Source organism: Streptomyces albiflavescens (genome assembly GCF_014645835.1).
In the GTDB taxonomy this organism is placed as follows: Bacteria; Actinomycetota; Actinomycetes; order Streptomycetales; family Streptomycetaceae; genus Streptomyces; species Streptomyces albiflavescens.
In genome coordinates this window covers 207,078-223,738 of sequence record NZ_BMMM01000003.1, presented here as the reverse complement: position 1 = coordinate 223,738, position 16,661 = coordinate 207,078, and the positions used below count along the sequence as shown (strand labels likewise).

The 16,661-nt window shown below is 69.8% G+C and carries 12 protein-coding genes and 1 pseudogene; 7 read left to right on the top strand and 6 right to left on the bottom strand.

Annotated elements, in window-relative coordinates:
• Nucleotides 1–108 precede the first annotated feature (108 nt).
• Entirely contained in the window at nucleotides 109–1,284 is a 1,176-nt protein-coding gene (locus IEY95_RS10380; RefSeq protein WP_189185642.1) for a CapA family protein, read from the top strand.
• On the opposite strand, the gene IEY95_RS10375 is transcribed toward IEY95_RS10380, so the two are convergent.
• Nucleotides 1,271–2,701, bottom strand: coding sequence for an amino acid permease (locus IEY95_RS10375; RefSeq protein ID WP_189185641.1), 1,431 nt, complete (start codon nucleotides 2,699–2,701; stop codon nucleotides 1,271–1,273). The genes IEY95_RS10380 and IEY95_RS10375 overlap by 14 nt on opposite strands.
• A 106-nt stretch (nucleotides 2,702–2,807) precedes the next feature.
• A complete protein-coding gene (locus tag IEY95_RS10370; RefSeq protein ID WP_189185640.1) occupies nucleotides 2,808–3,272 on the bottom strand; it encodes a universal stress protein in 465 nt (154 codons plus the stop codon).
• Between the two features lie 99 nt (nucleotides 3,273–3,371).
• Between IEY95_RS10370 and lysX the strand changes: the two genes are divergently transcribed.
• Nucleotides 3,372–6,650 carry a bifunctional lysylphosphatidylglycerol synthetase/lysine--tRNA ligase LysX gene (gene lysX, locus IEY95_RS10365; RefSeq protein ID WP_189185639.1) on the top strand — a complete coding sequence of 1,093 codons (3,279 nt, stop codon included), beginning with the start codon at nucleotides 3,372–3,374 and terminating at the stop codon, nucleotides 6,648–6,650.
• Between the two features lie 81 nt (nucleotides 6,651–6,731).
• Nucleotides 6,732–7,577, top strand: a complete 846-nt coding sequence (locus IEY95_RS10360; RefSeq protein WP_189185638.1) for a polysaccharide deacetylase family protein — start codon at nucleotides 6,732–6,734, stop codon at nucleotides 7,575–7,577.
• 62 nt (nucleotides 7,578–7,639) lie between these two features.
• Here the strand turns inward: IEY95_RS10360 and IEY95_RS10355 are convergent, their stop codons facing one another.
• The gene (locus tag IEY95_RS10355; RefSeq protein WP_189185637.1) at nucleotides 7,640–8,302 is read right to left on the bottom strand and encodes a class F sortase; all 663 of its coding nucleotides are present in this window, start codon (nucleotides 8,300–8,302) and stop codon (nucleotides 7,640–7,642) included.
• Nucleotides 8,303–9,074: 772 nt separating this feature from the next.
• Between IEY95_RS10355 and IEY95_RS48855 the strand changes: the two are divergent.
• Nucleotides 9,075–9,470, top strand: a pseudogene (locus IEY95_RS48855) (hypothetical protein); the annotation flags it as partial.
• A gap of 121 nt (nucleotides 9,471–9,591) precedes the next feature.
• On the opposite strand, the gene IEY95_RS10345 reads toward IEY95_RS48855, so the two are convergent.
• The 3 genes from IEY95_RS10345 to IEY95_RS10335 all read right to left on the bottom strand — a co-directional run bounded on the left by IEY95_RS10345 (nucleotide 9,592) and on the right by IEY95_RS10335 (nucleotide 11,890).
• Nucleotides 9,592–10,128 carry a hypothetical protein gene (locus IEY95_RS10345; RefSeq protein ID WP_189185635.1) on the bottom strand — a complete coding sequence of 179 codons (537 nt, stop codon included), beginning with the start codon at nucleotides 10,126–10,128 and terminating at the stop codon, nucleotides 9,592–9,594.
• Between the two features lie 400 nt (nucleotides 10,129–10,528).
• Nucleotides 10,529–11,293, bottom strand: coding sequence for a bestrophin-like domain (locus IEY95_RS10340; RefSeq protein ID WP_189185634.1), 765 nt, complete (start codon nucleotides 11,291–11,293; stop codon nucleotides 10,529–10,531).
• A 15-nt stretch (nucleotides 11,294–11,308) separates the two neighbouring features.
• Nucleotides 11,309–11,890 (bottom strand): hypothetical protein, encoded by a 582-nt coding sequence (locus IEY95_RS10335; protein ID WP_229702792.1) that lies wholly within the window; start codon nucleotides 11,888–11,890, stop codon nucleotides 11,309–11,311.
• A gap of 271 nt (nucleotides 11,891–12,161) precedes the next feature.
• Here IEY95_RS10335 and IEY95_RS10330 point away from each other — a divergent pair, with 271 nt between their 5' ends.
• The 3 genes from IEY95_RS10330 (at nucleotide 12,162) to IEY95_RS10320 (ending at nucleotide 16,550) form a co-directional block, all read left to right on the top strand.
• Entirely contained in the window at nucleotides 12,162–13,106 is a 945-nt protein-coding gene (locus tag IEY95_RS10330) for an SCO0930 family lipoprotein (RefSeq protein WP_189185632.1), read from the top strand.
• 499 nt (nucleotides 13,107–13,605) lie between these two features.
• The gene (locus IEY95_RS10325) at nucleotides 13,606–14,418 is read left to right on the top strand and encodes an SAM-dependent methyltransferase (protein WP_189185631.1); all 813 of its coding nucleotides are present in this window, start codon (nucleotides 13,606–13,608) and stop codon (nucleotides 14,416–14,418) included.
• Nucleotides 14,415–16,550, top strand: a complete 2,136-nt coding sequence (locus IEY95_RS10320; RefSeq protein WP_189185630.1) for a putative bifunctional diguanylate cyclase/phosphodiesterase — start codon at nucleotides 14,415–14,417, stop codon at nucleotides 16,548–16,550. Before IEY95_RS10325 ends, IEY95_RS10320 begins: the two co-directional genes overlap by 4 nt.
• Nucleotides 16,551–16,661: the final 111 nt, after the last annotated feature.

The following is a 16,661-nucleotide window of genomic DNA, read 5'->3' as shown; positions in this document are numbered from 1 at the left end:
CTCAAACGCCGGACGGGCTAAAGGTGTCGTTGCTGCTTGACTCCGGACGCCCCTTGTATGTGGATTCCTACTCATTAATGGGAAAATCCAACATATTGGGGCCCGTCGATGACCACACGCAGGCGACAGACCACCATGGCCCTCGCGGCCGTACTCATCGCGGCCACCGGAGGCTGCCAGACCAAGGATCCGTGGGCGGTGGCGCGACCCAGCCGAACCGGCGGACAGCCCGCCGCCCCCGCCCCTTCCGCCGCACCCGGCTTCACCCTCGTCGCCTCGGGCGATGTCCTGCCGCACGGCACGATCATCGAGCGGGCGAAGGCCGACGCGAAAGGCAGCGGGTACGACTTCCGGCCGATGCTCGCGGGGGTGAAACCCGTCGTGGCCCGCGCCGACCTGGCGATCTGTCACTTGGAGACCGTGTACGGCGCGGACGGCGACTACACCGGAAACCCGACCTTCAGCTCCCCGCCGCAGGTGGCCGAGGCACTCGCCGCGACGGGCTACGACGCCTGCTCCACAGCCGCGAACCACACCCTGGACGAGGGCGTCGCCGGCATTCGGACCACTTTGGACGCGCTCGACCGCGCGGGCGTACGGCACGTGGGATCGGCGCGCACGGCGGACGAGGCGAACGGCGTCACCATGATGCGCGCGGGCTCCGCCAAGGTCGCGCATCTCGCGTACACCAACGGCACCAACGGGTCTCCGCTTCCGCAGGGTCAGGCCTGGGCCGTCAACCTGATCGACCCGGACCGGATCGTCGCGGACGCCCGCGCCGCCCGGGCGGCGGGCGCCGACGTGGTCGTCGTATCCCTGCACTGGGGCACCGCATGGCAGGACGCGCCGGATGCACAGCAGGTGTGGCTGAGTACGCAGCTGACCGCCTCCGCGACGAACGGGCGGCCCGACGTCGACCTGATCCTCGGCACCCACGCGCACGTCCCGCAGCCGTACCAGAAGGTCAACGGCACCTGGGTCGTCTACGGCCTGGGCGACCAGATCGCCGACGCGATGGTCGACCACCAGGGCGTCCAGGACCCACGCGGCAACGAGAGCACGATCGGGCGGTTCGCGTTCGCCCCGCCCTCCCATCCGGGCGGGCGCTGGGAGGTGACGAAGGCCGAGTTCATCCCGCAGTTCTTCGACCCCGGCTCCGGACGCGTGGTCAACCTCAACGCCGGCCTGGACCAGGGGGCCGCGGCCGGAGGCGTACGCGACCGGATCCGGGACCTCGTCCTGAGCCGGGGCGCGGCCCAGGACGGGCTCGTCATGGGGAAGTAGCCGTGGTGTCCTCGGCCAGCTCCGAGCGCTTGTACGAGTACCCGAAGTAGACGACGCAACCGATCACGAACCACACCGCGAACCGCACCCAGGTCTGCCATTGCAGGAAGGTGATCAGCCAGATGGAGAAGACCACGCCCAGGGCGGGCACGAACGGCATCCACGGGGTGCGGAAGGTACGCGGAAGGTCCGGCTGCCGGTAGCGGAGCACGATCACCGCCACGCACACCACGACGAACGCCAACAGGATGCCGATGTTGGTGAGTTCGGCCGCCTCGCCGATCGGCAGGAACCCGGCGACGGCGGCCGACGCGAACCCGACGATCCAGGTCACACGCGTCGGTACATGGCGCGTCGGGTGCGTCTTGGCGAACCACTTGGGGAGGAGCCCGTCCCGGCTCATGCTGAACCAGACACGGGTGACGCCCAGCATGAACGTGAACATGACCGTGAGAATGCCGATGATCGCTCCCACCGCGATGACATCGGCGAGACCGCTCAGGCCCACCGACTTGAACGCCGTCGAGAATCCGCTCTCCTTGTCGATGTCCTTGTAGTCCTGCATGCCCGTGAGGACCAGACAGGCGGCCACGTACAGCACCATCGAGATCGCCAGGGAGTAGAGGATCGCCTTCGGCATGTGGCGCTGGGCGTCCTTCGACTCCTCGGCCGCCGTCGACATGGCGTCGTACCCGAAGACCGCGAAGAAGACGGTCGCCGCGCCCGTGAACGCCCCACTGATTCCGTAGGGGAAGAAGGGGGTGTAGTGGTCGGTGTTGATGTGGAAGACACCGACGCCGATGACGAGCAGGACGACCAGCACCTTGAGGACGACGACGACCGTCTCGAAGCGGGCTGCGCTCTTGATGCCCAGGTTCAGCAGGCCGGCGATGAGCAGACACAGCACCGCGGCGAACAGGTCGACCCGGTGGCCGTCGCCGGTGCCGGGCGCGCCCAGCATCCAGTTCGGCAGGTCGGCGCCCAGCTCGCCGACCAGGAAGCCGAAGTACCCGGAGATGCCGATCGCGACCACCGCCACGATCGCCGTGTACTCCAGGAGCAGATCCCAGCCGATGAACCAGCCCGCGAACTCGCCGAGCACCGCGTAGCCGTACGTGTAGGCCGAGCCGGCCTTCGGGATGAGGCCCGCGAACTCCGCGTACGACAGGGCGGCCGCGGCGCTCGCGACGCCCGCGATCAGGAACGACACGACGACCGCGGGCCCGGCCGTGCCGTTCGCGACCGTGCCGGCGAGCGTGAAGATGCCGGCACCGATGATGCCGCCGACACCGATGGCGGTCAGCTGCCAGAGACCGAGAGACCGCTCGAGCTTTGGGCCCACCCGGATTTCGGTGTCCTCGATGTGTTCGATGGGTTTGCGGCGGAGAATGCCTTCACCCATTCGGAGCCCGGCCATGAGCCTCACCTCTTCGCAGACGGCAATCGGCTGACGGCGGATCATGATGGCCCAGCGGCGGCGGCGGCGAAAGATGCCACGCAAGCTGCGGACGGCCCAAGAGGATCTACGGCACGACCGTGACCGGCCAGCGCCCGGCCTTGACCAGCCGGATCGCCACCGATCCGATGATCCGGTGTCCCGCCTGCTCGGAGGCGCCCACCACCACGGCGTCCGCCTTGAGCTCGTCCGCGGCCGTCACCAGGCCGTTGTAGGGGTCGCCGCGGAAGGTGTGGAACTCCCAGCGCACCTCGAATATGCCCTTGACCCGCTCGGTGGCGTCGCGGATGTACTGGACCAGGTCCTCGGCGATCTCGTCGGTCGTCTCGGCGACCGGCACCCCGAGCGCCGCCCCCGCCGCCATCACGGGCTGGACGTAGACCACGGCAAGCAGCGCATGCTGCCGCCTGGCCAGGCCACCGGCGTATGCCGCGGCGCGCAGCGAGGAGTCGGAGCCGTCCACACCGACGAGGATGACCTTGGGACCGTCCGTGCCCCGCTCGAACCGATGCGAGCCCTGCTGTTCCGTCACGGCTGTGAGGCTATCGGAAACCGCAGGTCCCGCCCTCCTGAGGGAGACGGGACCTCGCTCGACGGGCGGGCACGCGCCGCGCTTCCTACAGTCGAGACCATGAGTGCCACCGTGGAGGCCCGCGCGCCGAAGGGCGCCACAGGCCCGATACGGACTTCCCGGAGCGGTTTCCTCAGCAAGGTGCCCGAGGGTTTCGCGACGTTCTTCGGCGCGCTGGGCGTGCTCTGCGTCCTGCTGGCCTTCAGCGAGCCCCTGCGGCGGCTGCTGCGCCCCGTCGTGCGCTTCCTGGACCTGCTGACCGTCCCGGTCAGCGCCAACCTCGCGTACGCCGCGTTCCTCTTCCTGCTCGCCGGCGCGACCGCCGCCCGCAAGAAGGTCGCCTGGTGGCTGGTCGTCGTCTACCTCGGTCTCCTCGTCCTCGGTGACGTCCTGGGCGTCGCGCTGGGTCTGTACGCCGAGTCGATCCCCTCCCTCGTCGTCTGCGCGCTCGCGCTGGTGCTGCTGATCGTGGCCCGCAAGGAGTTCTACGCGGCCCACCGGCGCGGCGCCGTGTGGCGGGCCCTGGCCGTGCTCCTCGCCGGGCTGGGCGTGGCGATCCTGGTCGGCTGGGGGCTGGTCGCGCTGTTCCCCGGCACGCTGCCGGAGGGCCAGCGGCTGCTGTGGGCGGCCAACCGGGTCTGTGGCGGCCTGGTCTCCGGGCGCTCCTTCGACGGGCGCCCGCCGCGCGCCCTGTCCTTCGTCCTCGGCCTCTTCGGCGCCCTCGCCCTGCTCAGCGCCGCCGCCACGCTCTTTCGCTCCCAGCGCATGGAGTCGGCCCTGCACGGCGACGAGGAGCCGCGCATCCGCGCCCTGCTCCAGGCGTACGGCGCCGAGGACTCCCTCGGCTACTTCGCCACTCGCCGCGACAAGGCCGTCGTCTTCTCGCCCAGCGGCAAGGCCGCCGTCACCTACCGCGTCGAGGCCGGTGTCTGCCTGGCCAGCGGCGACCCCGTCGGCGACCGCGAGGCCTGGCCGCACGCCATCGCCGCCTGGCTGGACGTGGCCCGCCACTACGCCTGGGCGCCCGCCGTGATGGGTGCCTCCGAGGACGGCGCGAAGGCGTTCGTGCGCGCCGGGCTCGGCGCGCTCCAACTCGGTGACGAGGCGATCCTGTACGTCGCCGACTTCGACCTGGACGGGCGCGACATGCGGGTCACACGCCAGGCCGTCCACCGGGTCAGACGCACCGGCGCCACCTGCCGCGTACGCCGCCACTCCACCCTCACCGACGAGGAGATGGAGGAGATCGTCGACCGGGCGGACGCCTGGCGCGACACCGAGACCGAGCGCGGCTTCTCGATGGCCCTCGACCGGCTCGGCGACCCCGAGGACGGCGACTGCCTCCTCGTCGAGGCGACGGGAAGCGACGGCAAGCTGCTCGCGCTGCTCTCGTTCGTGCCCTGGGGCCGCGACGGCATCTCGCTGGACCTGATGCGCCGTGACCGCGGCGCACCCAACGGGGTCGTGGAGTTCATGGTCGCGGAGCTGTGCGCGGTCGCCGGGAAGTTCGGTGTGCGGCGCGTCTCGCTCAACTTCGCGGCGTTCCGCTCGGTCTTCGAGGAGGGCGCCCGCATCGGCGCCGGACCGGTGCTCAGGCTCTGGCGCCGACTGCTGCTGTTCTTCTCCCGGTGGTGGCAGCTGGAGGCGCTCTACCGGTCCAATGCCAAATACCACCCCGAGTGGTACCCACGCTTCATCTGCTACGGCGAGACCGGCTCCCTCGCCCGCATCGGCCTCGCGTCCGGGATCGCCGAGGGCTTCGTCTCCGTGCCCTCGCTGCGCAAGCTCTGGGGCAAGGGGCACGCGAAGAGCGGCCCCGAGCCCGCCGGCACCGCAGGCCTGCCGTCGCTGTCGGCCCTCGGCCTCGAGGCGGGGGAGGAGGCCGGGGCCGCCGATGCGACCGCCGGTCTGCCCGAACAGGTCCGCATCCGGCACCGCACACTCGACCGGCTCCGTACCGAGGGCACCGACCCCTACCCGGTGGGCGTCCCTCCGCGCACCCACGCCCTGGCCGAGGTCCGCGAGGGCGCTCACGTGACCGTCGCGGGCCGCGTCATCCTCATGCGCGACTTCGGCGGCATCCTCTTCGCCGTGCTGCGCGACTGGTCCGGCGACCTCCAACTCGCCCTCACCAGGAAGGAATCCGGGGCCGCGCTCGACCGGTTCCGGCGGGACGTCGACATCGGCGACCACATCACCGCCGACGGTCTCGCAGGTGTCAGCGACAAGGGCGAGCGCACCGTCTTCGTCACCTCCTGGCAGCTCACCGGCAAGTGCCTGCGCCCGCTGCCCGACAAACGCCGGGGCCTCGCCGACCCCGAGGCGAAGGTGCGTCGCCGCTATCTCGACCTGGTGTCCAGCCCTGACGCCCGCCAGGTCGTACGCGCCCGCTCCACCGCCGTACAGGCGCTGCGCCAAGGCCTCCTGGACCGCGGCTATCTGGAGGTCGAGACCCCGATGCTCCAGCAGATCCACGGCGGCGCCAATGCCCGGCCCTTCACGACCCACATCAACGCCTACGACCTGGACCTCTATCTGCGCATCGCACCCGAGCTCTACCTCAAGCGGCTGTGTGTCGGCGGCCTGGAGAAGGTCTTCGAGATGGGCCGCACCTTCCGCAACGAGGGCGTCTCCTACAAGCACAACCCCGAGTTCACGATGCTGGAGGCCTACCAGGCCTTCGCCGACTACGACGTGATGCTCGACCTCACCCGCGAACTGATCCAGGGCGCCGCGACCGCCGCCTTCGGAGCGCCGATCGCCCGCAAGGACGGCACCGAGTACGACATCTCCGGGCCCTGGCCCGTCAGGACCGTGCACGACGCGATCTCGGAGGCCCTGGGGGAGGAGGTCGACGCCGACACGCCGCTGGACACGCTGCTGCCGCTGTGCGACCGCGTGGGCGTGCCGTACACGGCGGACGACGGTCGCGGCGATGTGGTACTGGAAATGTACGAACGACTGGTCGAAGAGAAGACCCGGCTGCCCACGTTCTACAAGGACTTCCCGACCGACGTCTCCCCACTGACCCGGCAGCACCGCACCGACCCGCGGCTCGCCGAGCGCTGGGACCTGGTCGCCTTCGGAACCGAACTGGGCACCGCCTACTCGGAGTTGACCGACCCGGTCGAGCAGCGCCGTCGGCTGACCGCGCAGTCGATGCTCGCCGCCGGCGGAGACCCCGAGGCGATGGAGCTCGACGAGGACTTCCTCGAGGCGCTGGAGTACGCGATGCCGCCCACGGGGGGTCTGGGGATGGGCGTCGACCGCCTTGTCATGTTCCTCACCGGGCTGACGATCCGTGAGACTCTGCCCTTCCCCCTGGTACGCCGCCGCTGAAATGGTCCGAGCGGGTGCATTCGTGGGGGCGCACCGGTGTTGCTCAGTTGCTCCGCCCTTCCATCGGGTGACTCATGAGTCATGAAAAAGGATCATCCGCTCACCCGGCGCCGGGCGTTGATCGCCGGCGCCGCCGTCCTGGGCGCGGCCGGGGCGGCGGGCACGGCCCGCTTCCTGACCGCGGAACCGGCGACCAAGCCGGTGCGGAGTCTGCCGCCGGTCTCGGGCCCTCAGGCGCGCCGCGCTCTCAGGCCCTCTGCCTATCGCCTCGAGCCGATGGCCGGATACGGCCCCCCGCGTCATACCCCCGTGCGGACCGTGGTCCGGCACGAGCCGTTTCTGCGCATGTCCGGCCGCGGCCGCACCATGGTGCTGACCTTCGACGACGGCCCCGACCCGCACTACACGCCCAGCATCCTGCGCACCCTGCGCAAGTACGACGTACGCGCGATGTTCTTCGTGTGCGGGGAGATGGCCCTCGAGAACAAGGGCCTGCTGGGCGAGATGGCCGACGACGGGCACATCGTCGGCAACCACACCTGGACCCACCCGCTGCTGACCAAGCTCTCGCGCTCCGCGATCCATTCCGAGATCGAGCGCACCTGCGAGGTCATCGACGACGCCTACGGCGAGCCGCCCGTCTGGTTCCGCGCGCCGTATGGGGCCTGGAACCGGGCGACCTTCCAGATCGGCGCCGAACTGGGTATGGAACCGCTGGCCTGGACGGTCGACTCACTCGACTGGACGACCCCGGGCACCGGCACCATCACCGACCGGGTCGAGAGCGGCGCCGCCCCGGGTGTCGTGATCCTCTCGCACGACGCGGGCGGCGACCGCTCGCAGACCGTTCGGGCACTGCGCGACTATCTGCCGCAACTGCTGGATTCCGGCTACCACATCACCGTGCCGCGCCGGAAATTCACATAGGTCCGTGGGCGGAACTACGAAAGTTCCGCCCACGGGCTTTCGCCCGCCCGGGCGGGGAACGCTCAGCGAACCTCGGCCAGGCGGGCGAACACGACGACGTTTCCGTCGTAGCCGTGCTGCTTGGAGAAACCGCCCCCGCAGGTGAGGACCCGCAATTCGGGCGTGCCCTTGTTCCCGTACACGCGATCACCGGGGAAGTTGTTCTTCGCGAAGACCTCGACGCCGTAGACATCGAACGACGCGGTCTTCCCGTCCTTGCGCAGGACGTCGATCCGGCTTCCCTTCTTGAGCGCCCCGAGTCCATAGAAGACGGCCGGGCCCTGCGCGTTGTCCACATGGCCCACGATCACGGCCGTGCCCTTTTCGCCGGGCGAGACCGCGCCGGTGAACCAGCCCGCGAGATTCGCGTTTTCCGGGGGCGGCGCGGCGACCCAGCCATCGATGTCCAGGCCCACCGGCATGACCGGGGCGTCGACCTGGATCGCCGGGATCCTGACCCGGTCCACCGCGGAGTACGGCTGCGGGACCGGCGCCTGCGAGAAAGTGCCGCCGGGGGTGCGGCTGTCCGCCGCCGCAGCCGAGGCAGGCTGCGGAGGGCCCACGTCGAACTCACCGGAACCATTCCGAATGAGTGCGAGGCCGGTCAGCAGAACAAGCGCTATCACGCCCCATGGGGCGCGCTTCCTCCGCCGCTCCTCCTCTTCGGCCAGCTCGGACGCAAACATTCGCAAAACCCCTCTCGACGCGGCCGTCGCCGCGTCACTCGCGCATATGAGAACGCTAAGTGCAGCATGCCCGACAGGCGACGGGGCGAGGGCGAACGGGTGGCGGCGTTCGTCCGTCGTGAGCCATCCGAGTTGCCACGGGCCAGGAATTTTCTGACGGTCCGTGACCTGCGGCAATATCCGATTGTGTGGAATTCTCTCGGCGTGTCCTCTCACCAGGACGGACCATTCTCGAAATGCGGCCCTGTGCATGGCATCTGAGGGTCTGTTTGGGAGGCGCTTTCTCGCCGATCGACCGGGGACGGTTCCCGGGGCGTCTTCCGCGGAGGTTCACATGCGAAACTCACGTGCCCTGGCGGCCGCGGCTACCGTGGTCGCCGTCCTCGGGCCCGCAGCCCCCGCGGCCGTCGCGGACGGTATGGGCGGCACGGGCGGTCAGGGCGGCACCATTGTCGGGGGCAACAACGGGGTCGGCCTGGGCAACATCGGGGTCGGGCCGGGCGTAGGGGTCGGGCCAGGCGTCGGGGTCGGGCCGGGCGTCGGGATCGGGGTCGCGCCGGGCATCGGGGTCGCGCCGGGCAACGGCTTCGGGCCGGGCAACGGGTTCGGGCCGGGCAACAATCACGGATTCGGGCAAGGCAACAACAACGGGTTCCGGCCGGACAACAACGGATTCGGACCGGGCAACAACGGGTTCGGCCCGGACAACAATGGATTCGGACCGGGCGAAAACAACGGGTTCCGGCCGGGCAATGACCACGTGGGTTCGGGAAACATCATCGCCACGCCCAACGTCATCGCCCCCGGCGGCCAGCTGACCGTCACGGTCGAAGGGTGCCGCAACGGCGGCACGATGACGTCTCCCGTGTTCCGGCGCGCGAACCTCTCGCGGGTCGCGGGCAGCAACAACACGGCGAGCGGAACGGCGACCGTCGACCGTGACGCGCGCCCGGGCTCGTACGACATCACGGTCAACTGCGTCGGGGTGGGCTCCCTGACCCGCACCAACGCCTTCACTGTCATCGGCGGTGTCCGCGGTGGTCTCGGCGGCAGCAGTTCCACGGGCGCCACGCCCACCGACATGGCGATCGGCAGCGGTCTGGTGGCCGCGGCCGTCATCGGCGGCGGTGTGTTCTGGATGCGCCGCCGGTCAGAGAAGAGGATCTGACCGCGCTCTTGGGAGGCCGACCCATCCTTCAAGGACCGGAGTTCCCCTACGGAAACCGCACGCGACCCTTCGCCCCGGACTCTCCCGTGAAAGGCCCGGGGCGGAGGACTGTGTCGCTCCCTCACGAATCGTCGGCCGCGGCGCGGCGGCGCCACATGTACCAGGCGCCACCGACGGAGCCTGTGATGAGCACGGTTCCCAGACCGATCTCCTCGAAGTCGAGGCCACCGACGCTGCCGCCGACACCGGCCCTGACATCCCGTTCCGCGGAGACCGCAGCAGGTGTCGCGTCGTCTTGACGACCGGTGGCGATGGTGAGCTCCGTGTGATCGCTCACTCCATCGCACTTGAAGGTCACCTCGTAGACGGCACCAGGTTGCGCGTCCCGGTCGACGGTGGCCGTGGCCGAGGACTGACCCGGCCGAATGGTGACGGTGTCGAAGACACCGGAGGAGACCGTGGCGCTGCCCTTGCACCCCCCGTCCTTGTTCAGCAGCAGTTCGACTCGGTCGCCCGCGGAGATGGTCGATGGTTGGACGCGGAAACCGAACAGGGTGATGTTGTGGCCGTCCCCGTGATCGGCGACGGCGACGGGTGCGGAGAAGGACAGGGCGATCATGCTCAGCAGCGCGGCCGAAGCGACGCGTATCGCGTGCATCGTGAGCCTCCGGGTCCCCGAGGAGCCTTGCTGCGGACCTTTTCCGCTGTGCATCGGCAATGCGCCTCGGTGATGGAAACGCTAGGAAAAGGCACGCGCGGGCGCGATCGCAGTCGCGCGAACGGGGCAATCCTGTGGGCCGTACGGGGGATGGCGTTCGTACATCCGGGGGACGGGCGCGGCGTGGCGCCCGCCCCTGGATGCCGAGCGTTCTAGGGCCTGTCGTCACATTCCCGTCGTCGCCCGAAGGGCGGCCCCGCGGCGTCTGGTGCGTGCTCTCGGCGTGCCGGGCGGAAGTCCTCGTACTGGACGTACTTGGGCTTTCGCCCGGTGCGGCGAGAGTGCGTGCCAGGCGTCGCGGGGCAGACGGGAATGTGACGACAGGCCCTAAAAGGGCCCGTCACCCGGGAAGGTGCGGGAACAGCGCGGTGAACGGTTCCGCCGAGGCGGTGATCCCCCGGCTGTAGGGCGCGTCGAAGTCCCAGATCAGGAAGAGCAGGAAGGCGATCAGGGCCGAGAAGAGCCCGGCGAGGATCAGCTCGCGGGTGGTGCGCCGGATCTGCAGGGCGAAGACCATCCCGACGGTGACCACGGCGCCGGTGATCAGCCCGAACCACACCACGCCCGGCATGGTTGCCCCCGTCGAGTCGGCGCGAGAGGCGCGCGCGGTGTCCGCCGCCGTCACCTGGTCGACGAGCGGCTGGTAGGCCTGCGCCTCGAAGTCCGTCTTCGGCTGGTAGTCCGTGACGTCCTGACGGATTCGGTCGAAGAGCCGGCCGCCCCGGGCGGTCACATGGCCGTCCTCCGCCATGGTCTTCCATTCCTTCGTGACGACGTGGCCGACATACGCGTTGACGTCGCCGCGGATCCGATCGCGTACGTCGGGCGGGTAGACGCGGACCCGCTCCGAGATCTCGTGCAGGGCCTGGGCCTCCGCCTGCACATGGTCCTGGGCGGCGCCGCGGGCCTCCCAGACGCCGGCGATGGCCAGGCCCAGAACGATGGCGTACACCACGCCGATCATCATGGTCATGTACTCGATCACGTCCGGGGTCTCGGACGGATCCTCGTCCTCGGGGGCCCTGCGATGGCGTACGAGGGCCACGATGAGGACGACGACACACGCCGCCGCCATCGCGAGGGCGAGAACAAGCCAATCCGACAAGAATGCCTCCATGGGTCAGCGCGGGCGCAGCGCCGCGACGGCAAGCACCGCGGGCGCGGTGATGAGCAGGGTGAACGAGACCAGCGACGGGCCGCTGCGGGGCGGGTGCTTGTGCGGCGGGGTGCGGTACGCCGGATAACTCACCGGGGTCGGCGACGGTTCAGGACGCTTCTTCGGGCGCTCGGGGTGCGCACTCGGTGTCGGTGTCGGCGTGGGGGCGGGCCGCGGCGCCACGGGCCGCGGTGTCGGCGCCGGAGGCGGCGGGGGAGGCGGGGGTTCGGGTTTCGGCGCGTGCGTGGGTGTCGGAGTCGGCTTCGGGATGGGTGTCGGCGTAGGGGTCGGTGTGGGCGTGGGTGTCGGGCAGGGCGGTGAGGGTGTGGGGGTGGGGCACCAGGTGGTGCCCCCGGCGACCGCCACCGCGCCGCTTCCCGCGACGGCCACCGCCGTGGTCCCGCCGCCGTCCGGGCCGGTGGAGGCGTACGCGCACGCGTCGGCCGCGGCCGTACCGCTCGGCGCGCCGACGAGAATCCAGGTGAGCGCGAGCAGCGCCAACACTCGTATGGCGAGGGCGGATCGGGTCCGTTGTGATCCATGCACGACGAAGATCATGGGTCGCGCGGCGTCCGCCTACGCCGGAGTGCCGGGGGATTGCCCCCGAAGGGGGGACGTGTGCCTTCCGGCGGTTTGACGGACCGCGCGGCAAGCCCCCGTGGGGGCGCACACATGCGCGAACCTTCGGGTTCGCGTCACAGGGTTCGGAAAGAAATTTGTGAGCCGATTGAACACTCTCGCCACTCCCGCGCGTACCTAGGGCCATGCGCGGCGCAGCAGGGCGCTGCAACACCAATGCGAACAGCGGGAGTTACCAATGAAGACCTCCTGGCGGAGCGCCTCACTCGTAGCGACAGCTGCGGCCGTGCTGGCGCTCACGACGGCGTGCGGTCAGGAACAGGGCGCCCAGTCGACGGGGAGCCAGAATGTCGGAGCCACCGCGGCCGCCGGTGATTACGGATCGAGCACCAGCCCCGGCAATGGCTACGGTGCTGATTCCGGGACCCAGCAGAGCGCCGCAGCGCAGGCGGAATCCGCAGGTCAGCTCGCTGTTACCGAAAGCACGAAGCTCGGCAAGGTGCTGACCGACAGTGCCGGATTCACCCTTTACCGCTTCGACAAGGACACGGCCGAGCCGCCCAAGTCGAGCTGTGACGGCGACTGCGCGAAGGCCTGGCCGCCGGTGCCCGCCGAGGGCGCCGAGGCTGCCACCGGCGTGGACAAGACGCTTCTTGGTGAGGTCACCCGGTCGGACGGCACGAAGCAGCTGACCATTGGCGGCTGGCCGATGTACCGGTACGCGAAGGACACGAAGGCCGGGGACACCAACGGCCAGGGTGTGGGCGGTACTTGGTACGCCTCGGCCCCCAATGGCAAGAAGGCGACCCTGGCCGACCTGCCCGGCCTGTCGGTCCGCAAGGACCCGAAGCTCGGCGACATCGTCGTCGACAAGAACGGCATGACCGTCTACCGCTTCATGAAGGACCAGGCCTGGCCCGTCTCGAAGTCGGCCTGCACCGGCGCCTGCCTGGAGAAGTGGCCCGCGGTCGCGCCGGTCTCCGCGGACGACACCAAGGGCGTCAAGAAGAAGGGCCTCATGGGCTTCACCCGCCCGGACGGCATCAAGCAGATGACGGTCAACTGCTGGCCCATCTACACCTTCTCCGGTGACACGGCTCCCGGGGACACCAACGGTCAGGGCGTGGGCGGCACGTGGTACGCCGTTTCGCCCGACGGAAAGCCGGTCGGCGCGTCGGAGTAGAGGATCACCTCCCCAGGGTTGATTCGCCTCGCCAGACAGCAACGGAACGCGGAAGGGAGGGGACGCAGACAGGCAAGTGTGCCGGACGAACGGAACAACGCGCGCGACCTCGGTCCGCCCCCTCCGCACCGCACGGAGGGGGCGGGCCATTTGGCGTGCCTGGACGTGAAAGGCCTCGGCGGACCACGACCGTCGGACAGTAAAAGATCTTGCCGTTCCGTGACTGTTGAGCCGTGAATGATCTTGGCGACTCTGCGGATACTGTGACCACTCTTCGTAACTCCCCGGAGCTTTTTGGAATGCTTCGGAGCGATTTCGCAGGGGCGGTGAGCCGCGCGTCCGGGCGGCGTTCGCGGGGCGCCAATTCGGCACTTGCCGGAGGCAGTGACCGGGAACGGACGGTCAATTTCCGTTTCGGCTCGCTCCTTTGCCGGGCGATCAGTAGCCTCAGCTCGAACACCGGATCGCCTACGCCGTCGACTACGCCTTGGAGAGATAGATGGAGCGTCCCGCCTGGGCCCCCCGGAACATTGACATCTCGGTGCCGAGCGTGTCCCGTATGTATGACTACTACCTGGGCGGTTCGCACAACTTCGAGGTCGACCGGGAAGCGGCACGCAAGGCGATGGAGTTCATGCCGGGACTTCCCAAGATCATGCAGGCGAACCGGGCGTTCATGCGCCGCGCCGTGCGCTACGCGGCCGATGAGGGCATCTCCCAGTTCCTGGACATCGGTTCAGGCATCCCGACCTTCGGAAATGTCCACGAGGTCGCCCAGGCGGCCAGGCCCGGCGCGCACGTCGTGTATGTCGACCACGACCCGGTGGCCGTCGCGCACAGTCAGGCCGTCCTGCGGGGCAACGAGGACGCGGATGTCGTGGCCGCCGATCTCCTCAAGCCCCAGGAGATCCTGGCGAGCCCTCAGGTTCAGCGTCTGATCGACCTGAACCGGCCGATTGCCCTCCTTCTCGTTGCCATACTTCACTTCGTGGAGGACGCGGACGACCCGTACGGAGCGGTGGCGGAACTGCGCGACGCGCTCGCGCCGGGCAGCCTGCTCGTCGTCACGCATGCCTCGTACGAGGGAATTCCGCTCCCGCCGGAGCGGGCCGAGGGCGCGGTGGACGTCTACAAGAACATTCGCAACCCGCTGATCATGCGCTCGCGCGAGGAGATCGCGCGGTTCTTCGAGGGGTACGACATGGTGGAACCCGGACTGGTGCCGATGCCGAACTGGCGGCCCGACACGGCACTCGAGGACGAGGATCCTTATTCCTTCTCCGGGTTCGCCGGCGTGGGGCGCACGGCGTGACCGCCGAGCCGGACGGGCCGGAGGACAGACTGCGCCGGTTCGCGACGATCTGGAGCCGGGCCGTCTTCCCGGTCACCTCGACGTCGCTGACCCGGCCCGAGTTCGAGCAACAACTGGTGCCGCTCGCCCGGCGGTTGAGTGACGCGCTGCGGGCCAGGACCTTTGAGGCGTCCGAGGGCCAGGCGGTCGGCGCCGCGCTCGTCGCCGCGCACTGCACCGATCCGGAAGCGCTCAGCCGCGCACTCGACTGCGTGGACGCCTATCTGGTGCTCTACTGCGGCGAGGACGGGCCCCAGGAGGCGCTGCGGACCCGATCGGCGCGGCTGCAGCACGCCATCGCCGCCGGATTCGCGCAGGCGCTGCGCGAACGGACGCTCGCCGAGCAAGAGGCCATCTCCCAGGCGGCGTTGAACGCGCGCAGCGCGGTGGCCGAGGCGCTGCACGCCAGCGAGGCCCGCTTCCGCGCGGTCTTCGAAGGGGCCGCCATAGGAATCGGCATCGCCGACCTCGAGGGCAACGTCCTGCAGGTCAACGGAGCCCTGCTGCGTATGTTCGGCGGCTCCGAGCAGTCGATGCGCGGCCGCAAGGTCCAGGAGTGGACGCACCCCGAGGATGCTCCTCAAGTGTGGCGCCTGTACGAGGAGTTGGTACGCGGCGAGCGCGAGCACTACCACGTCGAAAAAGCCTTCTACCGCCCCGACGGCACTGCCCTGTGGACCAATCTGACGGTCTCGCTGCTGCGTGACGCGGACGGTGAACCCCAGTACCAGCTCGCGCTGATGGAGGACACCACCGAGCGGCGGCTGCTCAATCTGCGGCTGCGCTACGAGGCCACGCACGACGCGCTCACCGGACTGCCCAACCGGACCCTGTTCTTCGAGCGCCTGGAGAAGGCGCTGTCCGCGGGGGAGGGCCAGCGCTTCGGCCTGTGCTACCTCGACCTCGACGGCTTCAAGACCATCAACGACAGTCTCGGGCACGCCGCCGGCGACCGACTGCTCGTCGAGGTCGCCGACCGGCTGCAGTCCTGCGCGACCGCCCCCGGCGAGATGGTCGCCCGGCTCGGCGGCGACGAGTTCGTGGCGCTCACGACGGGTCTGGACACCGAGCGTGAGGTCGACGCGCTCGCCGACCGCATCATGAACGCCCTCATCACCCCGGTCCGTATCGACGGCCGCGAACTGACCGTGCGCGGCAGCATCGGCATCGTCGAGGGACCGGCCGGTGAGCGGGGCCCCGCCGAGGTGCTGCGCAGCGCCGACATCACGATGTACCGGGCCAAGTCCGCGGGCGGCAACCGCTTCGAACTCGCCGACCCCGAGGCCGACGCCCGCGCCATCACGCGGCACGGACTCACCACCGCGCTGCCCGCCGCCCTGGACCGGGGCGAGTTCTTCATCGAGTACCAGCCGCTGGTGCACCTCGGCGACGGCAGCGTGCGCGGCGCGGAAGCGCTGGTGCGCTGGCTGCACCCGCAGCACGGCGTCCTCGGCCCCGACCGCTTCATCCCGCTCGCCGAGCACACCGGACTGATCGTTCCGCTCGGCCGCTGGGTGCTGGAGCAGTCCGTGCGCCAGGCCCGAGCGTGGCAGGAACGACACGCCAACGCCGGCCCGCTGCGGATCAACGTCAACCTCTCGCCGTGCCAGCTGACCCATCCCGGCCTGGTCCAGGACACGGTGGACATCCTGGAGCGCGAGGGGCTCGACGCCGACGCGCTGTGCCTGGAGGTCACCGAGTCCGCGCTGATCGGCGCCGACGACGACCTCCTCAAGCCGCTGCGGCGCCTCGCCGAAATGGGCGTCGACATCGCCCTCGACGACTTCGGCACGGGCTACTCCAACCTCGCCAACCTGCGCCGCCTGCCGGTCAGCATCCTCAAGCTGGATCGATCCTTCACCCAGGGCATGCAGCAGTTCCCCGCGGACCCGGTCGACCTGAAGATCGTCGAGGGCATCGTCTCCCTCGCCCACAGCCTCGACCTCGCGGTCACCGTCGAGGGCGTGGAAACGGGTGCCCAGGCCGAGCAGTTGCGGATACTGGGCTGCGACACGGCCCAGGGCTGGTACTACGCCCGACCGGGCCCGCCGGACCGGCTGCACGAGCTGGCGCTGGTGGATGCGACGGGCTGACGGTGTGACGTGCGTGGTGGACGCGACCTGACTCCGTCGGGCACCCCGACCTCGACGGCTCCGACCCCGACCACCACCACGCCGACCGGTACGCCGTCGAGCGCGTCGCCC